This is a genomic window from Methylogaea oryzae, from assembly GCF_019669985.1.
Taxonomy (GTDB): Bacteria; Pseudomonadota; Gammaproteobacteria; order Methylococcales; family Methylococcaceae; genus Methylogaea; species Methylogaea oryzae.
Genome location: NZ_AP019782.1, coordinates 921,097 through 938,131 on the forward strand (window position 1 = coordinate 921,097; position 17,035 = coordinate 938,131).

The window sequence follows — 17,035 nt, forward strand, 5'->3', positions numbered from 1 at the left end:
GCGCCCTCATCGCCGGCTCGGCCGTCGCGGGGCAATCCGCGCAAGGCGCGGCCTCGTTTCTCCGTTGGACCCGCCTGAATGTTGATCGCAGACAAGCTTCGTCGATTCGCCTCCAACTCCGAATTGGGGCAGGCGCTGGAGGCGTGCCGGACTTCCTTCCTGTACGCGGGATTTTTCAGCTTTTTCGTCAACCTGCTGTTGCTGGTGCCCTCCCTGTACATGCTGGCCGTGTACGACAAAGTGATGGTCAGCGGCAGCGAGTCCACGCTGTTGATGCTGACGCTCATCACGCTGTTCCTGTTCGGCGTCATGGGCTTGCTGGAATGGATACGGGCACAGATACTCATCGCCACCAGCGTGCGGTTGGACGGCATGCTGGGCGCGCGGGTTTTCGATTCCATCTTCGCCCAAAGCCTGTCCAACGGCGGACGCGGCGGCTCCAGCCAGGCCCTGCAGGATCTGTTGCAACTTCGCCAATTTCTCACCGGCACCGGCTTGTTCGCTTTTTTCGACGCCCCGTGGATGCCGCTGTACATCGTCTTGCTGTTTCTTTTCCATTGGGCGTTCGGCGTGGTGGCGCTGGTGTCGGGGTTGATCCTGGCGGCGCTGGCGGTCTGCAACGAATTGGCCACCCGCAGCGACTTGGCGCGCGCCAACCAGGAATCCATCGAGGCCAACCAATTCGCCCAGCAGAATCTGCGCAACGCGGAAGCCATCGAAACCATGGGCATGCTGCCCCGTTTGCGCGAGCGATGGCGGCAAAAGCAGGAGAGCCTGCTGGCGTTGCAAAGCCGGGCGAGCGCCAAAGGCGGGTTTATCAGCTCCCTGGTGAAGATTTATCGTTTGGCCATCCAGTCCCTCGTTTTGGGACTGGGCGCCTATCTCGCCATCAATAAGCAAATTTCCCCCGGCATGGTCATCGCCGGCTCCATTCTCCTGGGCCGCGCCTTGGCGCCTTTGGATTTGATGGTCAATACCTGGCGCGGCTTTTCCCAGGCGCGGGAGGCCTACGGCAGGCTCAACGGTTTGCTGGCCGCCTTTCCCGCGCGCGAGGCGCCCATGCCATTGCCGGCGCCGCTGGGGCATTTCAGCGTGGAGAACTTGGTGGTCGTGCCGCCGGGGGCGAGCGATCCCATCATCAAGGACGTCAGCTTCGCCCTGGAACCGGGGCAATCCATGGCGATCATCGGACCGAGCGCGGCGGGAAAATCCACCCTCGTTCGGGCTTTGCTGGGGATCTATGAGCCGACCAGGGGTTCGGTGCGGCTCGACGGCGCCGATATTCATCGCTGGGACCGCGCCCAGCTCGGCGATCACATCGGCTATTTGCCGCAGGACGTGGAGTTGCTGGACGGCACGGTGAGTGAAAATATCGCCCGTTTCGGCGACATCGATCCGCAGCGGGTGGTGACGGCCGCCCAATGGGCCGGCGTGCACGAGCTGATTTTGCGCCTGCCGCAGGGCTACGACACCCGCCTGGCGGGGCATACGGCCCTGTCGGCCGGGCAGCAGCAGCGTTTGGGCATCGCGCGCGCCCTCTACGGCGCGCCCGCCTTGATCGTGTTGGACGAACCCAATTCCAACCTGGATCAGGCCGGCGACATCGCCTTGCTGGATACGCTGTCCACCTTGAAGCAACAGGGAAAAACCGTCGTCATCGTCACCCACCGCACCCATACCTTGGAGGCCGTGGACAAGATACTCCTGCTGGTGGACGGCCGCATCGCCGCGCTCGGTCCTTGCGAAGAGGTGCTGAAGGTGATGGCGCAGGTCAACCCGACGGTATTCCGGCGAACCCAATGATATTTGCCGCGGCAGGAGAATAGCCCCATGTTCGCTTGGTTGGATGATTTGCAAAAGCCGCTGTCCAGCGGAGACGATCGCGCTTTCCGGCGCCTGGGGCTATGGCTGGTGTTCTGGGTTTTCGGCGTGTTCGGCATTTGGGCCGCGCTGGCGCCTTTAAACAGCGCCGCGCTGGCGCCCGGCGTGATCGCCGTCGAGTCTTATCGCAAGACGGTGCAGCACTTGGAAGGGGGCATCATCCGCTCCATCGCCGTGCACGACGGCGATTTGGTCGTCAAGGGCCAGGTCCTGGCGGAGCTGGACGACACCGCGTCCCGCGCCCAGTTGGAGGTATTCCGCGGCCAGTACTACATCGACGCCGCCCGCGAAGCGCGCTTGGCGGCTTTGCGCGACGGGCTGGATCGGGTCGTTTACCCGAGCGAGTGGCTGGAGTCCGGCGATCCTCGCGCCGGCGAGGCCATGCAGGTGCAAAACCAAACGTTTCTAGGGCGCAAGACCGCGCACGAAAACGAAAAAGCCGTTTACCGCCGCCAGATCGAGCAGTTGCAGGCCAAATTGCAGGGCTTGCGCGCGCAGAAACGCGGCCGCGAGCGCCTGGTGAACTCTTACCGCAGCGAGTTGCAGGATTTCCGCAGCTTGCTGGAAGAAGGCTTCACGGAAAAGCAAAAAGTGCGCGAGCTGGAGCGCAACTTGGCGGACAACGAAGGCCAAATGGGCGGCTTGCAGTCGGATATCGCCGCCACGGAGTTGGAAATCGGCGAAACCGAGTTGAAAATCACGCAGTTGGAGAAGGAGTTGCAGCGCGAGGTCGCCAAGGAACTGGGCGAAGTGCAGGAACATTTGTTCGAGCTGAAAGAAAAAATCCAATCCCTGGAGTCGACCGTCAACCGCACCGTGGTCACCGCCCCGGAGTCCGGCATGGTCCTGGGCTTGTCCGTGCACACCCTCGGCGCGGTCATTCCGCCGGGAGGCAATATCTTGGACATCGTGCCGCAAAGGGAAAAGCTGATTGTCGAGGCGCAAGTGTCGCTGACCGACATCGACCGGGTTAAACTGGGCCAGCCTGCGGAGGTGCGCTTCAGCGCGTTCAAGGCGAGGGAAACGCCGAAAACCGAGGGCCGGCTCATCAGCCTGTCGGCCGACCGTATCGTCGACCAGCGCAACAAAGACGTGCCGCCTTATTATCTTGCCCGCGTCGAGGTGGCGCCGGAGAGCCTTGAGAAATTACGGAAACAAGGCTTGGAATTGGTGCCCGGTATGCCCGCCGAAGTATTGATCGGCACGGGCTCGCGCACTTTGTTGCAGTATTTGACTCAACCGTTGAGCGACAGTTTTGCGCGCTCCTTTATCGAAGACTAAGCGTATGTGGTTGCGGCGTATTGTATTGGTCGTATCGTTGTCGGCCGTTGCCGGGGATAACGTTTGGGCCACGGATTTGTTGGAACTGTACGAGCAAACCCTGGCCACCCATCCGCTCATCAAGGGGCACGAGTTCTCCATCGAAAAAGCCGAGGCCGAAAAAGACCAGGCGCTCAGCAAATTGCTGCCGCAAGTGTCGGCCGTCGGCAATTTGTCGTGGAACGAGATGACGCAACCCCAGACCAATACGACCACCCGGCAAACGTCTTCCCAAACCAACCAGTACGAAGGCACGCGCGGCATCGTTCAGGCCAAGCAGGCGCTGTTCGACCTGCCGTCTTTTTTGCGTTGGCAGGGCGCCAAATCGGTAGTGCTGCAATCGGAACAGGAACTGGAAGCCGCCCGCATGAGCGTCAGCGCGGATCTGGTCGTCCGTTACCTGGATACGCTGCAGGCGGAAGACGAGCTGCGTTACCTGCAAGGGGAAAAGGCGCTGACCGAAGGCGACATGAAGCGCATCCGTCGCATGCACGAGCTGAAATTGGTGCAGGTGACCGATCTATACGAGGTCGAAGCCTATTACCAATCCTTGCTGAGCAAAGAGTTGGAGGCGGCCGGGGTCCGCGAAATCGCGTTGGAAAAACTCCACGAAACCAGCGGTACGCCGGTTACCGCCATACAGCCGCTGAACGAAGCGCTGTTGCCGCCGCTGTCCGGCGACGTCAACCAGTGGGTGGCGGATGCGCTCAGCGGCCATCCTAGCGTACTGGCCTTGAGCCATTCCATCGAGGCGGCGCAAAAGCTCATCTACGGCGCCCATATGGAACACGCGCCGCAGGTGGCTTTGCAGGTGTCCGAAACCTATGCCGACAACGGCGGTTACGATAACCGGCAATTGCCGCACTACAACGTCGGCACCGTGGGATTGCAGTTGAACGTGCCCATCTATTCGGGCGGCGCGGTCGAGGCCGGCGCGAGGAACGCGGTCGCCAACTACCATCAAAGCCTGGAAAAACGCACGGAAAAATTGCGCGAGATCGAGCGCGAGACCCGCACCGCCTACGTGCAGGCGCGCACTTGGCGGGCGCGCATCGAATCCAGCGAGCAAGAGGTGAAAGCCCGCGAAAAAGCCAGGGACGCGCAGCAGAGAAGCTACGAATTGGGCGTGACCACCATCGTGGACGTGCTGGAGTCCAAGAAGAATTGGCTGAAGGCGTTGTTCGAGCACGCCAAGGCCCGCTACGAATTTATCCGCTCCCTGGTGGCTTTGAAGCTCTGGCGCGGAACACTGGACCGGCCGGATATCGAAGAAATCAACGCTTGGCTGGACCGGCGCAACGTGGCGGTTTCCGCGCGCTGAAGCCGGCTAGGCCCGCCGCGCGTCGGGCCGGAACTTCCTCGACTTACTTGACGTCTTCAAGCCGCGACCCGGGCAGGGGGGGGCGGCGCTGTTGTTCCCCGCACGGTTTTTCCCGTTTCCTCATCGATTCGATAAGGGAAAGCGGATACATGCCCGGAGATATTTCGCATCGAAAGGGCGCGTGCGGGCAAGGCATAAGGAATAGCTTAGGCGAGGATGTCGCCGACATAAATCGCGCCCGGTGCTGGGAGTCGTTCGGCGGTTGGGCGGTTCCAATCGAGCACCGGCTTAGTGCGGGCGCCCATGCTTAGGCGCGGTTTGGATATCAAACATTAAGACTTTGTTATTTTTAGGTTAATTTCTTCTTATTTTGTCGGGTGTGGGTTTTGCGCCTGAATAAAACAAAGTGATTATTGTTTTCGTGACCGTGTGCGTAGACTGCCTCGCACAGGGTTTCGCCATGGCGGGACCCATTTGGATTCTTCACTTGCGCGAGTCGCTCGACGACTGGCGCAGCGAACGCCGCCACGGTTACCGATGCCCGATAAATTCCCCCCCATAGTCAGCGCCGCCTCGGGTCAAGGCCCGGTCGCGATTCCTGTTGTCGATCGGCGCGGCCAGTCGCGGCGCGCGCAAGACCGCGTGATCGACGACCTGCATTCGACGTTTTCCAGTTCCCATTGCCATACGTGCCTGGAGCGCATGAGCGACGCCGCGCTGTTGCTGGACAGCGAAATGCGGGTTTTATTTATGTCGCCGTCGTTCCGCTCCATGGTGCAAACGCCCGATGAGCTGTTCGTATTGGCGCCGAAATTCGGTTTGCGCGATCCCGCCGACGCCAGGCGCCTGGCGGAGCTTTTGTCCGCGCCCTCCCAGGACAACGAAAAGCCCTGCTTGATGCTGCACGAGGGGGGGAGCCCCATTCCCTTGCTGTTGACGGTGTTTCGCTTGCCCAAGCCCAAAACGCCCGACCTCGGCAACGTAGCGAGCTTTTTGATCCTGTTGCGCGACTCGTCCCGCTTCCCGCAACAGCAATGGCAGCTGTTCATCGATCAATTCCAGCTGACTTCGGCGGAGGCCCGCCTGTGCCGTGCCTTGGCGGACGGGTTGACGCTCAGCGGCTACTGCGAGCAATGGCGCGTCACCGCCAACACGGCCCGCAGCCAGCTTAAGGACATTTTCGCCAAGACGTCCACGCGGCGCCAGGTGGACCTGACCCGGCTGATTTTTCTGTTCACCCGTGGATAAAACGAAAAAAGCCGAAATTGCCCCCCAAATGGGTGATGCGGTTAACACTATTCGGCAGCTAATCTTTCTGCCAAGGTCCGACACCGGATCGATTTGCTTTCACAGGTCGCCGCAAAGCGCTGGAAGAGCAGGTTCTAGGTCCTAAACGAATATAGATAACAAGAGGTACACCACCATGGCCGCTCAAACTACCATCAAAGTCGCTACGATCACCGGCGCAGCCAAGGACGACTCCTTTTCGCTGACTGAGGACTCCAACGTTTCCAACCTCAATGTGCTGAGCAACGATCCGGGTTCCGCCAAAATCTATTCGCTGGCGCAAAACACTTCCGGCCTGACCTCCACCAGCCAGTATCCGGTCGTCAATAGCCTGACCCTGGCCAGCGGCGCCTCCATCAGCATCAACCCGGACGGCACCATTCATTACGACGCGGCCGGCATCAAGGGGCTGCAGAGCCTCGCCGCAGGCGAAACGTACACCGATACGTTCACCTACACGATCCGCATGGCGAACGGCGCGCTGAGCACCGCCACCGCCACCGTCACCATCGTGGGCGAGAACGATGCGCCGGTCATCACCAACGCCACCAGCGAGCTGGTGGGCAGCGTGCAAGAAGACAACAAAACCTCGGTCAGCGGCCAGCTTTCCGCCACCGACGTGGACCACGGCGCCACCCAAACCTGGAGCGTACAAGGCTCCGCCGCGGGCACCTACGGCAACTTGGCCGTGGACAGCACCGGCAAGTGGACCTATAGCCTCAACAACGATTCCTCCAACGTACAGTCCCTGGCGGCAGGCGAGCACCACACCGAAAGCTTCACGGTGCGTGTCACCGACGACAAAGGCGCTTTCGTGGACCAGACGGTTACTGTTACCGTCAACGGCACCAACGACGCGCCGGTGGTCAGCGGCGCGGTGACGGGCGCAGCGACGGAAGACGGCGCCAGCTCCAGCCTGAACGCCCTGGCCAACGCCAGTGACGTGGACCACAACACGACGCTGAATGTGACGAATGTGCCGACGACTTTGCCGGCAGGCGTCAGCTACGACGCCGGCACCCACACCTTCACCCTGAACCCGGGCAACGCGGCGTACCAGTCCCTGGCGCAAGGCGAAACGACCACGGTGACGGTGAACTACAGCGTGAGCGACGGCATCACCAGCACGCCGGCCACGGCAAGCTGGACGGTGACGGGCACCAACGACGCGCCGGTGGTGAGCGGCGCAGTGACGGGCACGGCGACGGAAGACGGCGCTAGCTCCAGCCTGAACGCCCTGGCCAACGCCAGCGACGTGGACAACAACACGACGCTGAGCGTGACGGACGTGCCGTCCACGCTGCCGGCGGGCGTCAGCTTCGACGCGCAAACCAACACCTTCACCCTGAACCCGGGCAACGCGGCGTACCAGTCCCTGGCGCAAGGCGAAACGACCACGGTGACGGTGAACTACAGCGTGAGCGACGGCATCACCAGCACGCCGGCCACGGCGAGCTGGACGGTGACGGGCACCAACGACGCGCCGGTGGTGAGCGGCGCAGTGACGGGCACGGCGACGGAAGACGGCGCTAGCTCCAGCCTGAACGCCCTGGCCAACGCCAGCGACGTGGACAACAACACGACGCTGAGCGTGACGGACGTGCCGTCCACGCTGCCGGCGGGCGTCAGCTTCGACGCGCAAACCAACACCTTCACCCTGAACCCGGGCAACGCGGCGTACCAGTCCCTGGCGCAAGGCGAAACGACCACGGTGACGGTGAACTACAGCGTGAGCGACGGCATCACCAGCACGCCGGCCACGGCAAGCTGGACGGTGACGGGCACCAACGACGCACCGGTGATTGACGCCGGTAGCGTGGCGACGGGCAGTGTGCAGGAGGATGTGAAGACCGCGGTCAGCGGCCAGCTGACGGCGACCGACGTGGATAACGGCGCGACCCAGAGCTGGAGCGTGCAGGGTTCCGCCGACGGCACCTACGGCAGCCTGGCGGTGGACGGCACCGGCCAATGGACTTACACCCTTCACAACAGCGCAGCCAACGTGCAGGCTTTGGCGGCCGGCGAGAGCCACACCGAAACCTTCACGGTGCGGGTGGCCGACGAACACGGCGCTTATTCCGACCAGACGGTCAACGTTACCGTAACCGGCAGCAACGACGCGGCGGCGATCAGCGGCACGAATGCCGGCTCGGTGATCGAAGACGGCACGACCCTGGCCAGCGGCACTTTGGGCGTATTGGACAAGGACGCCGGTCAAAGCACGTTTGCCGGCGTTAGCGGCAGCCAACTGCACGGCGATTACGGCAACTTCACGTTCGACGCCGGCACCGGCGAATGGACCTACGCTCTGCGCAACGGCGATGCCAATGTCCAGGCGTTGGGCGCCGGTACGGTGGTTCACGATTCGTTGACGGTGACTTCGCTGGACGGTAGCGCCAGCAAGGTGATCACCGTCGACGTCAACGGCACCAACGACGTCGCGACGATTACCGGCACCAACACCGGTGCGGTTAAAGAAGATGTCACGCTCACCGCCGCGGGCGACTTGGACGTGACCGACGTGGACAGCGGCCAAAGCACGTTCGCTGCGGTCAGCGATACGGCGCTGCACGGCACCTACGGCAACTTCACGTTCAATTCGGGCACCGGCGCGTGGACCTATTCCCTGCGCAACGCCGATGCGAACGTGCAAAACTTGAAATCCGGCGAGTTCTACCACGACACGCTGCTGGTGCAGTCGGCAGACCTCAGCGCATCCACGCTGATCGACGTGACCGTGGGCGGCACCGACGACGTGACGAGCGATACGTTCAGAGTGTCGAACGGCAACGGCAACAGCCAGCAAGTGATGATCTCCGGGTTCGATAACAACGACTTCGTCCAGTACTCCAAGAGCCTGGCTTGGCGCGGCGATGTGTCGTTGCAAGACGTGAACGGCGACGGCAAGCAAGACCTGGTCACGCATTTCGACGTTACCAACGGCAGAGCCGCGACGACGGAAGTCGTGCTGTTGGGCTACGAGCAAACCGCCGATATCGCTAGCCACTTGGTGCAGAGCACAACCTTCTAAAGGGGTTGATCCGCGTCCGCTTCCGGGCCGTCGGCTTGGGGGCGGAGAGCGGTTCGTTATGCATCGCTGTTCCAGATTTAAGGCCGCATTAGCGGCCTTATTTTTTGCGATTGGGCGGCAGGTCGCGCTGCCCAGTCTCCCGCTTTATCGAGTTCTATCGCGGCCGGCGACGGCGTAATCGACAGGCACCGCTTGTCACCCCGCGATTTTGAGGCTTGAATGATGGCCTGGGTGTCGTCGGCCAAATCGGCGGCGAAATCACGGCGTGTTTCAATCGATAGGTATGGCATGTTGGACGATAAACGCTATCTGGCCGTCATTCCGGCCCGCGCCGGCAGCAAGGGCTTGCCGGGCAAGAACTTGCTGCCGCTGGGCGGCAAGCCCATGATCGCCTGGAGCATTGAAGCGGCCTCGGCTTCCCGCTACCTGGATAAGGTGATCGTCTCGTCGGAAGACGAGGGCATTCTGTCCGTGGGCCGCCGGTGGGGAGCAGACGTGCCGTTCGTGCGTCCGCAGGAGCTGGCGGAGGACGGCACGCCGGGCATCGACGTGGTGCTGCACGCTTGCCGCGCCGTGCCCGGCTACGATTACGTGGTGCTGTTGCAGCCCACTTCGCCCTTGCGCAGCGCGGAAGACATCGACCGGGCCATCGAGCTATGCCGCGATGCCGGCGCGCCGGTGTGCGTCAGCGTCACCAAGCCGGAGAAGTCTCCCTACTGGATGTACTTTGTGGACGAAGCCGGCCACATGGCGCCGGTGGTGGACGCCGGCCGGCTGCCGGCTTTGCGCCAGGCGTTGCCGGAGGCTTATGCGCTCAACGGCGCGGTGTACGTGGCGCGCATCGACTGGCTGGAACGCGAGCGGTCGTTCCTGACGGCGGAAACGGTGGCCTATGTCATGCCGCGCGAACGTTCGGTGGACATCGACACGGCGATGGATTTCAAGCTGGCCGAGGCTTTGATCGCTTAAGAAAATCCCGCTTCAAGTCGATAAAGGGGGTAGGCGCCGCATCGCGGTCCCGCCGGAAATCGTTACAATGCGATGCCGGCATCCATCTTTTGGAGGTTAAGCTCATGATCGACGTACTGAAAGGCAATTTCCAGGTGAAGAACAGCGTGCGTGTCGAGGAAAACGGCGAAAAGCCGGCCTCCCTGGAGCAAGAGCTGCGCGCCCGCGCCCTGAGTTCCATCGGCGGCAGCATGGTGTATGTGGAGCGCACGCCGTTGGCGTGGGACGGTGACAGTGAATGAGGTGAGTTCTTCCGTGAGCCGGGAGTTCGAGGCGCTGGTCTCGAACATCCCGGATATCGGCAAACAGTGGCATGGCGACAGCCTGCTGGAAAACGCCCGCCGCAACCTGCCTTACTGCCGCAAGAGCCTCAAGGATCTGCCGCCGCTGGAAGGCGCCAAGGCGCGCAGCGGCATCGTCATCAGCGCCGGCCCTAGCCTGCATCGCACCGACGCGCTGCACAAGATCAAGGCGTCCGGCTATCCCGGCGCCCTCATCGCGGTGGACGGCGCCTACGTCAAATGCCTCAAGGCCGGCCTCGTCCCCGACTATGTCGTGACCCTGGATCCCCATCCCACCCGGGTGGTGCGCTGGTTCGGCGATCCCAATTTCGAGGAAAACGCCCGCCACGACGACTATTTCGCGCGGCAGGACTTGGACGTGGATTTCCGCGCCAATTCCATCCGCCACAACAACGAAAACATCGAACTGATCGACCGCCACGCGGCCTTGTCCAAGCTGGTGATCTGCACCTCTTCCTCGCAAACAGTGGTGGAACGGGCGGAGCAGGCCGGCTTCGACGCCTATTGGTGGAACCCACTGGTGGACGATCCGCGCAGCCCCGACAGCGTCACCCGCCAGCTGCACGGCATCAACCGGCTGCCCTGCATGAACACCGGCGGCACCGTGGGCACGGCCGCCTGGGTGTTCGCCGACGCCATCCTGCGCATTCCCGAACTGGCGGTGATCGGCATGGATCTGGGGTATCCGGGCGATACGCCCATCCACATGACGCAGACCTATTACGAGCTGCACGATCACGTGGAATCGCCGGAGGAGCTGGAAAAGCTGTTCCCCCGCTTTACCTTCCCCCTGAACGGCGACCACTACTACACCGATCCCACTTATTTCTGGTATCGCAAAAACCTGCTGGAATTGCTCGAACAATCTTCCGCCACCACGGTCAATTGTTCTGAAGGCGGTACCCTGTTCGGGCCGAAAATCGCCTGCCTCCGTTTGTCCGAATACCTGGAGCGACACGCCCATGGCTAAAGTGCTGTTCATCAACCCGGTGGTGCGGGAAGAAGACGTGCCCCGTCACATTCCCTACGGTATCGCCCTGCTGGCGGCCATCGCCCAGCGCGACGGCCACCTCGTGCAGGTTTACGACGCCAACGCCTGGCGCCAGGGTTGGGATGTGCTGGAGCAGGTGTGCGATGCGGACGACTGGGACGTGGTGGCCATCGGCGGCCTCACCACCACCTACCGCTACATCAAGAAGGCCTGCCGCATCATCCGCGCCAAGCTGCCGAAAGTCCGCCTGGTGGCGGGCGGCGGCTTTTTCACCAGCATGCCGCTGGAGATCATGGAGTGGATGCCGCAGATCGACGTGGGCGTGGTGGGAGAGGCTTTCGTCACTTTCCCGGAAATCCTGCGCAAGGTGGACGCGGGCGATTTCGACTTTTCCAACACCTTGGGCGTGGCCTATCGCAATGCCCAGGGGAAAGGCGTCCTAACCGGCGTCAGGCCCAATATCCCGGACATCGACGTATTGCCCTGGCCGGCCTGGGACTTGTTCCCCCTGGACGAAATCTACTTCAAGAACTCCGCCAATCTGTTCAGCGAAGAGGCCTTCACTTCCAAGCGCCGCATCGACGTGAACGGCAGCTTCGGTTGCCGCATGGTTTGCCGTTACTGCTGGCACCTGGGCACCACCGGCGACATGCTCATCGAGAAGACCGACAGCGGGGCCAACGATGTGGTGTTCACCTACGGCCGCAACATCCGCTACCACTCGCCGCGCTATATCGTCGACATGGTCAAGCACCTGAAGCAGACCTACGACATCGACTACGCCTCCTTCATCGACGAAAACCTCATGACCATGGATGCCGCCAGCCGCGGCACCTGGTTGAAGGAACTGTGCGCCCTGTGGATCGCCGAAGGCCTGCAGCCCACCTGCCGCCGCGACGGCGTGCCCCACGACGAGCACTGCCGCGGCGTGCACTGGAACGGCACCAGCCACGCCGGCCTGCACAACCTGGAAACCCTGCGCATCATGCACCAGGCGGGCTGTTCCCATCTGGTGTACGGCCTGGAATCCTTCGACCCGCTGATCATGAAAAACCTGGGCAAGGGCTCCAATCCGCAAAAGAACGCCGACAGCGTGGACATCTGCCTGCAATCGGGCATCAAGCCCATCCCCAACATCATCATCGGCTTCCCCGAGGAAAGCTTCGACAGCGTGCGCAACACCATCGTCGCGCTGAAAAAGCTGGGCATCACTTGCAAGCCCCATTTCGCCACGCCTTATCCCGGTTCGGAGTGGTATTACACCTACAAGGATTCCATCATCGAGCAGTACGACGGCAATTTGGAAGCCTTTATCGAGGACCTGGGCGACGCCAGCAAAATTTCCGCCGTCATCTGCCACAAGTTCTCCGCCATGGAGCTGCTGGGCTTGCAGCAAATCGTGCACCAGAAGGATTTGCGCCTGCTGGACCAGGCGGAAAAGCATTGGGCCACGGCGGACCAAGTGACCCACCCGGTGGCCGTGCCGCGCCAATCCTTCAACTTCCAGCGCTCCACGGCGGCGACGCCGCTGGCGACGACCGACGAAGTCGCGTCGTAGCGGGGGAGGGCGATAGCGAGGGGTAGGGACGGCTACTCGCCGCGAAGGTCCGGCGGGATGGTTACGAAGCGAGGGGGAGTTGCGAGCCCACCGCCCTAGCCATCGGGGCCGAAGCCCCTTCCTACGATGGGCATGCGCCAAAAGCAAAGGGCCGGTAGCACCGGCCCTTTTTCGTTTTGCTCCCTCACCCCAAACCCTCTCCCGCAGGGAGAGGGGGATCGGGTCGCTGCGGCGTGTTGCTACGCCAGCGCCTTCTTCATGCGTTCCATGGCCTTTTGCAGATTGCTCATGCTGGTGGCGATGGACAAACGGATGTTGCCGTCGCAGCCGAAGGCGGAGCCGGGCACGATGGCGACGCCGTTTTCGATCAACAGCTCGGTCAGCGCCAGGTCGTTCTCCAGCCCCAGCCGTTCCATCAGGCGGTGGGCGCTGGGGAAGGCGTAGAAGGTGCCGTCGGTTTCCAGGCATTCCAGGCCGTCGATGCTGTTCAGTTCGCTCACCACGTAGTCGTGGCGTTCCTTGAACGCCTTCACCATGTCGCGGATGAAGCCCTGGTCGCCGTTGAGGGCCGTTTCCGCCGCCACCTGGGAAATGGAGGTGGGGTTGGAGGTGCTCTGCGACTGGATGTTCTCCATGGCGGCGATCAAGTCCTTGGGACCGGCGCAATAGCCGATGCGCCAGCCGGTCATGGAATAGGCTTTGGACACGCCGTTCAACACCATCATCCGGTCGTACAGTTCCGGGCAGGCGTTGAGGATGTTGCAGAAGCCGCCTTCCTTCCAGACGATGTGCTCGTACATGTCGTCGGTGGCGATGAGCACGTGGGGGAAGTCCTTCAGCACCGCGCCCAGCGCTTTGAGTTCGTCCAAGCTGTAGGCCGCGCCGGAGGGGTTGGACGGGCTGTTGATGACGAACAGCTTGGTCTTCGGCGTGATGGCCGCGCGCAGCTGATCCGGCGTGATTTTGAAACCCTGGCTTTGCGGGGCCGCTATAATCACCGGCACGCCGCCGGCCAGCAGCACCATGTCCGGGTAGGACACCCAATAGGGCGCCGGCACGATCACCTCGTCGCCCGGATTGATGTAGGCCTGGGCCAGATTGTAGAAGCTCTGCTTGCCGCCGCAGGAAACCAGCACCTGGTTGGTCTGGTAGCTGAAACCGTTTTCCCGCTGGAACTTGTCCACGATGGCCTGTTTCAGGCCAGGCGTTCCGCCCACCGCCGTGTATTTGGTGAAGCCGTTTTCGATGGCTTTGATGGCCGCGTCTTTGATGTGCTGCGGCGTATCGAAATCCGGCTCGCCGGCGCCGAGGCCGATGATGTCCTTGCCGGCCGCCTTCAAGGCGTTGGCGCGGGCGGTGATAGCCAGGGTGGGGGAGGGCTTGATGGCCTGGACGCGGTCGGAAAGTTGGATGTTCATGTGCCTTGGGAGTGGGTGGAAAAGACAGGGGGCGTCGCCCCCGGCGCCGACGGTTTATCATAACCCAATGGGCCATGCGGCTCTACGGCTACAAGGTTTAATCAGGAGGATAACACCATGGCGGAAACCACGGCACGCGATACCAGCATGGCCGATTTGCGGGCGCTGCTGGCGGACTTGATGAGGACCCAGCAAGAAACCTCGCAGGCGCAAAAGGAAACCGACCGGCAAATCAAAGAGCTGAAACAGCAAATCGGCGGCCTGGGCAACAAATTCGGCAGCTTTACCGAAGGCTTGGCGCTGCCGTCCATGGAAAAGCGGCTGCGCGAGCGTTTCGGCATGGAAGTGGTCAGCCCCAGCGTGCGGGCCAGCAAAGGCGGCGAGCATTTGGAAATCGACGTGCTGGCCTATGCCAACGGCGCGGTCAACGCCGTGTATGTGGTGGAAGTGAAAAGCCATCTGCGCGAGGAAGCCGTCGAGCAACTGCTGTCCATCCTGGCCCGTTTCGGCCATTTCTTCCCCGAGCATAAACACAAAAAGCTCTACGGCATCCTGGCGGCGGTGGACGCGCCCGCCGGCCTCAAGGAAAAAGTATTGCGCCACGGCCTGTACCTGGCGCGCATCCACGACGACGTATTCGAACTGGAAACGCCCGACGATTTTCAACCGCGCTGTTTCAACAACTGACGCCTACTCCGGCACCCAAGCCGTAGCCTTTGGTCCCCGGCTCCCTCGCTTCGCTCTCCCTCAGGGAGAGGGAGCTAAAACAGCCCTCAATTCTGCTTTACCATGGACAAACGCTTCATCGTCAGCCGCACCATCATCACCGAGGACGGCCCCTTCCAACAGGCCTACACCGGCAAACCCTTCAAGCTGCAAAGCCGCTACACGCCGGCCGGCGACCAGCCCGCGGCCATAGCCAAACTGGTGGAAGGGCTGAGCCACGGCGAAGCCCACCAGACCCTGCTGGGCGTCACCGGTTCCGGCAAGACTTTCACCATGGCCAACGTCATCGAGCGGGTGCAGCGCCCGGCCCTGGTGCTGGCGCCCAACAAGACCCTGGCGGCGCAGCTTTACGGCGAAATGAAGGAGTTCTTCCCGGAAAATTCCGTGGAGTATTTCGTCTCCTACTACGACTACTACCAGCCGGAAGCCTACGTCCCTTCGTCGGACACTTATATCGAAAAGGATTCCTCCCTCAACGAGCACATCGAGCAGATGCGCTTGTCCGCCACCAAAGCCATCCTGGAACGCCACGACACGGTCATCGTCGCCACCGTCTCCGCCATCTACGGCCTGGGCGAACCGGCTTCCTATTTCGAGATGGTGCTGCATTTGATGCGCGGCGAAATGATCGAGCAGCGCACTTTGCTGCGACGCCTGACGGAGCTGCAATACGCCCGCAACGACACGGAGCTGAAGCGCGGCACCTTCCGCGTCAGGGGCGAAGTGATCGACGTATTCCCGGCCGAATCGGAAAAGGAAGCCGTGCGCATCGAACTGTTCGACGACGAAATCGAGCGCCTGTCGCTGTTCGATCCTTTAACGGGCGAAATCCTCTCCCGCATCGCCCGCTTCACCGTCTACCCGAAAACCCACTACGTCACCCCGCGCGACAAGCTGCTGGACGCGGTGGAAAACATCAAGGTGGAGCTGCGCCAGCGGCTGGAGCAGCTCTACGCCGAGAACAAACTGGTGGAAGCCCAGCGCCTGGAGCAGCGCACCCTGTTCGACATCGAAATGATCCTGGAAGTGGGCTACTGCTCCGGCATCGAAAACTACTCCCGCCATCTGTCCAGCCGCGGCCCCGGCCAGCCGCCGCCCACCCTGTTCGACTACCTGCCCGACGACGCCCTGATCTTCGTCGACGAAAGCCACGTCACCGTGCCCCAGGTGGGCGCCATGTACAAAGGCGACCGCTCGCGCAAGGAAACCCTGGTCAACTACGGCTTCCGCCTGCCTTCCGCCCTGGACAACCGCCCGCTCAAGTTCGAGGAATTCGAAGACAGAGGCCACCAGCGCATCTACATTTCCGCCACCCCGGCCAAATACGAGCTGGAGCACTCCGGCGGCGCGGTGGTGGAGCAGGTGGTAAGGCCCACCGGCTTGGTGGACCCGGAAGTGGAAATCCGCCCCGCCAGCAGCCAGGTGCAGGACCTGCTGGGCGAAGTGCGCCAGCGCGTTGCCAAGGACCAGCGCGTGCTGGTGACCACCCTGACCAAGCGCATGGCGGAAGACCTCACCGAATACCTCATGGACCACGACGTGAAAGTGCGCTATCTCCATTCGGACGTGGAAACCGTCGAGCGGGTGGAAATTATTCGGGATTTAAGACTGGGCAAGTTCGACGTGCTGGTGGGCATCAACCTGCTGCGCGAAGGCCTGGACATACCGGAAGTGTCGCTGGTGGCGATCCTCGATGCCGACAAGGAGGGCTTTTTGCGCTCCACCGTATCGCTGATCCAAACCATCGGCCGCGCCGCCCGCAACGTCCACGGCCGCGCCATCCTCTACGCCGACAAACTCACCGGCTCGATCGAACGGGCACTAGAGGAAACCGAACGCCGCCGCCACAAGCAGATCGAGCACAACCAAACCCACGGCATCGTTCCGACCAGCGCCACCCGCAACGTCAGCGACATCCTGGAACTGGCCATCCCCGGCCAAGGCCCGGCCGACGCCCCGCGCAAAGCCCGTAAAGTGGCCGAACCGCAAGCCGAATACAAAGTCCGCAAACCCGCCGAAGCGGCCAAGCTCATCAAACAGCTGGAAGAGAAAATGTACAAGCACGCCAAGGATTTGGAATTCGAGGAAGCCGCCAAACTGCGCGACGAGATACACCAGTTGCGGGAGACGTTTTTTAGTCCAGAATAGGCCGTAGGGCGCAATAGCGGTTCTCCGCGTATTGCGCCGCATGT

At 62.1% G+C, this 17,035-nt stretch carries 12 protein-coding genes; 11 read left to right on the plus strand and 1 reads right to left on the minus strand.

The genetic code is table 11. The features are described 5' to 3' along the window. Positions 1–78 precede the first annotated feature (78 nt). The 9 genes from K5607_RS04520 (at position 79) to K5607_RS04560 (ending at position 12,699) form a co-directional block, all read left to right on the plus strand. Entirely contained in the window at positions 79–1,803 is a 1,725-nt protein-coding gene (locus K5607_RS04520; protein ID WP_221048331.1) for a type I secretion system permease/ATPase, read from the plus strand. 27 nt (positions 1,804–1,830) lie between these two features. After that, positions 1,831–3,162 (plus strand): HlyD family type I secretion periplasmic adaptor subunit, encoded by a 1,332-nt coding sequence (locus K5607_RS04525; RefSeq protein ID WP_221048332.1) that lies wholly within the window; start codon positions 1,831–1,833, stop codon positions 3,160–3,162. Between the two features lie 4 nt (positions 3,163–3,166). Next, entirely contained in the window at positions 3,167–4,522 is a 1,356-nt protein-coding gene (locus tag K5607_RS04530; protein WP_054772569.1) for a TolC family protein, read from the plus strand. Positions 4,523–5,059: 537 nt separating this feature from the next. Continuing rightward, positions 5,060–5,770 (plus strand): helix-turn-helix transcriptional regulator, encoded by a 711-nt coding sequence (locus K5607_RS04535; RefSeq protein WP_054772568.1) that lies wholly within the window; start codon positions 5,060–5,062, stop codon positions 5,768–5,770. Between the two features lie 175 nt (positions 5,771–5,945). Continuing rightward, positions 5,946–8,840 carry a VCBS domain-containing protein gene (locus K5607_RS04540; protein WP_221048333.1) on the plus strand — a complete coding sequence of 965 codons (2,895 nt, stop codon included), beginning with the start codon at positions 5,946–5,948 and terminating at the stop codon, positions 8,838–8,840. A 288-nt stretch (positions 8,841–9,128) separates the two neighbouring features. After that, positions 9,129–9,809, plus strand: coding sequence for an acylneuraminate cytidylyltransferase family protein (locus K5607_RS04545; protein WP_221048334.1), 681 nt, complete (start codon positions 9,129–9,131; stop codon positions 9,807–9,809). A 104-nt stretch (positions 9,810–9,913) separates the two neighbouring features. Further along, complete coding sequence (locus K5607_RS04550; RefSeq protein ID WP_221048335.1) at positions 9,914–10,090, plus strand: hypothetical protein; 177 nt, start codon at positions 9,914–9,916, stop codon at positions 10,088–10,090. A 1-nt stretch (position 10,091) separates the two neighbouring features. After that, positions 10,092–11,120 carry a 6-hydroxymethylpterin diphosphokinase MptE-like protein gene (locus K5607_RS04555; RefSeq protein ID WP_221048336.1) on the plus strand — a complete coding sequence of 343 codons (1,029 nt, stop codon included), beginning with the start codon at positions 10,092–10,094 and terminating at the stop codon, positions 11,118–11,120. After that, positions 11,113–12,699, plus strand: a complete 1,587-nt coding sequence (locus tag K5607_RS04560) for a B12-binding domain-containing radical SAM protein (RefSeq protein WP_221048337.1) — start codon at positions 11,113–11,115, stop codon at positions 12,697–12,699. The genes K5607_RS04555 and K5607_RS04560 overlap by 8 nt, the downstream gene beginning before the upstream one ends. A gap of 239 nt (positions 12,700–12,938) precedes the next feature. Here the strand turns inward: K5607_RS04560 and K5607_RS04565 are convergent, their stop codons facing one another. Beyond that, positions 12,939–14,117, minus strand: a complete 1,179-nt coding sequence (locus K5607_RS04565; protein WP_054772560.1) for a pyridoxal phosphate-dependent aminotransferase — start codon at positions 14,115–14,117, stop codon at positions 12,939–12,941. Positions 14,118–14,234: 117 nt separating this feature from the next. Between K5607_RS04565 and K5607_RS04570 the strand changes: the two genes are divergently transcribed. Both K5607_RS04570 and uvrB read left to right on the plus strand, forming a co-directional pair. Continuing rightward, positions 14,235–14,804, plus strand: a complete 570-nt coding sequence (locus tag K5607_RS04570; protein WP_054772559.1) for a DUF3782 domain-containing protein — start codon at positions 14,235–14,237, stop codon at positions 14,802–14,804. A gap of 102 nt (positions 14,805–14,906) precedes the next feature. Further along, positions 14,907–16,991, plus strand: a complete 2,085-nt coding sequence (uvrB, locus tag K5607_RS04575; protein WP_221048338.1) for an excinuclease ABC subunit UvrB — start codon at positions 14,907–14,909, stop codon at positions 16,989–16,991. Positions 16,992–17,035: the final 44 nt, after the last annotated feature.

Bases quoted from the DNA above. Each gene is read 5' to 3' on its own strand.
- K5607_RS04525 (WP_221048332.1), top strand. From the start codon at position 1,831: ATGTTCGCTTGGTTGGATGATTTGCAAAAGCCGCTGTCCAGCGGAGAC.
- K5607_RS04545 (WP_221048334.1), top strand. From the start codon at position 9,129: ATGTTGGACGATAAACGCTATCTGGCCGTCATTCCGGCCCGCGCCGGC.
- K5607_RS04570 (WP_054772559.1), top strand. From the start codon at position 14,235: ATGGCGGAAACCACGGCACGCGATACCAGCATGGCCGATTTGCGGGCG.
- K5607_RS04540 (WP_221048333.1), top strand. From the start codon at position 5,946: ATGGCCGCTCAAACTACCATCAAAGTCGCTACGATCACCGGCGCAGCC.
- K5607_RS04550 (WP_221048335.1), top strand. From the start codon at position 9,914: ATGATCGACGTACTGAAAGGCAATTTCCAGGTGAAGAACAGCGTGCGT.
- K5607_RS04535 (WP_054772568.1), top strand. From the start codon at position 5,060: ATGCCCGATAAATTCCCCCCCATAGTCAGCGCCGCCTCGGGTCAAGGC.
- K5607_RS04520 (WP_221048331.1), top strand. From the start codon at position 79: ATGTTGATCGCAGACAAGCTTCGTCGATTCGCCTCCAACTCCGAATTG.
- K5607_RS04560 (WP_221048337.1), top strand. From the start codon at position 11,113: ATGGCTAAAGTGCTGTTCATCAACCCGGTGGTGCGGGAAGAAGACGTG.
- uvrB (WP_221048338.1), top strand. From the start codon at position 14,907: ATGGACAAACGCTTCATCGTCAGCCGCACCATCATCACCGAGGACGGC.
- K5607_RS04565 (WP_054772560.1), bottom strand. From the start codon at position 14,117: ATGAACATCCAACTTTCCGACCGCGTCCAGGCCATCAAGCCCTCCCCC.
- K5607_RS04530 (WP_054772569.1), top strand. From the start codon at position 3,167: ATGTGGTTGCGGCGTATTGTATTGGTCGTATCGTTGTCGGCCGTTGCC.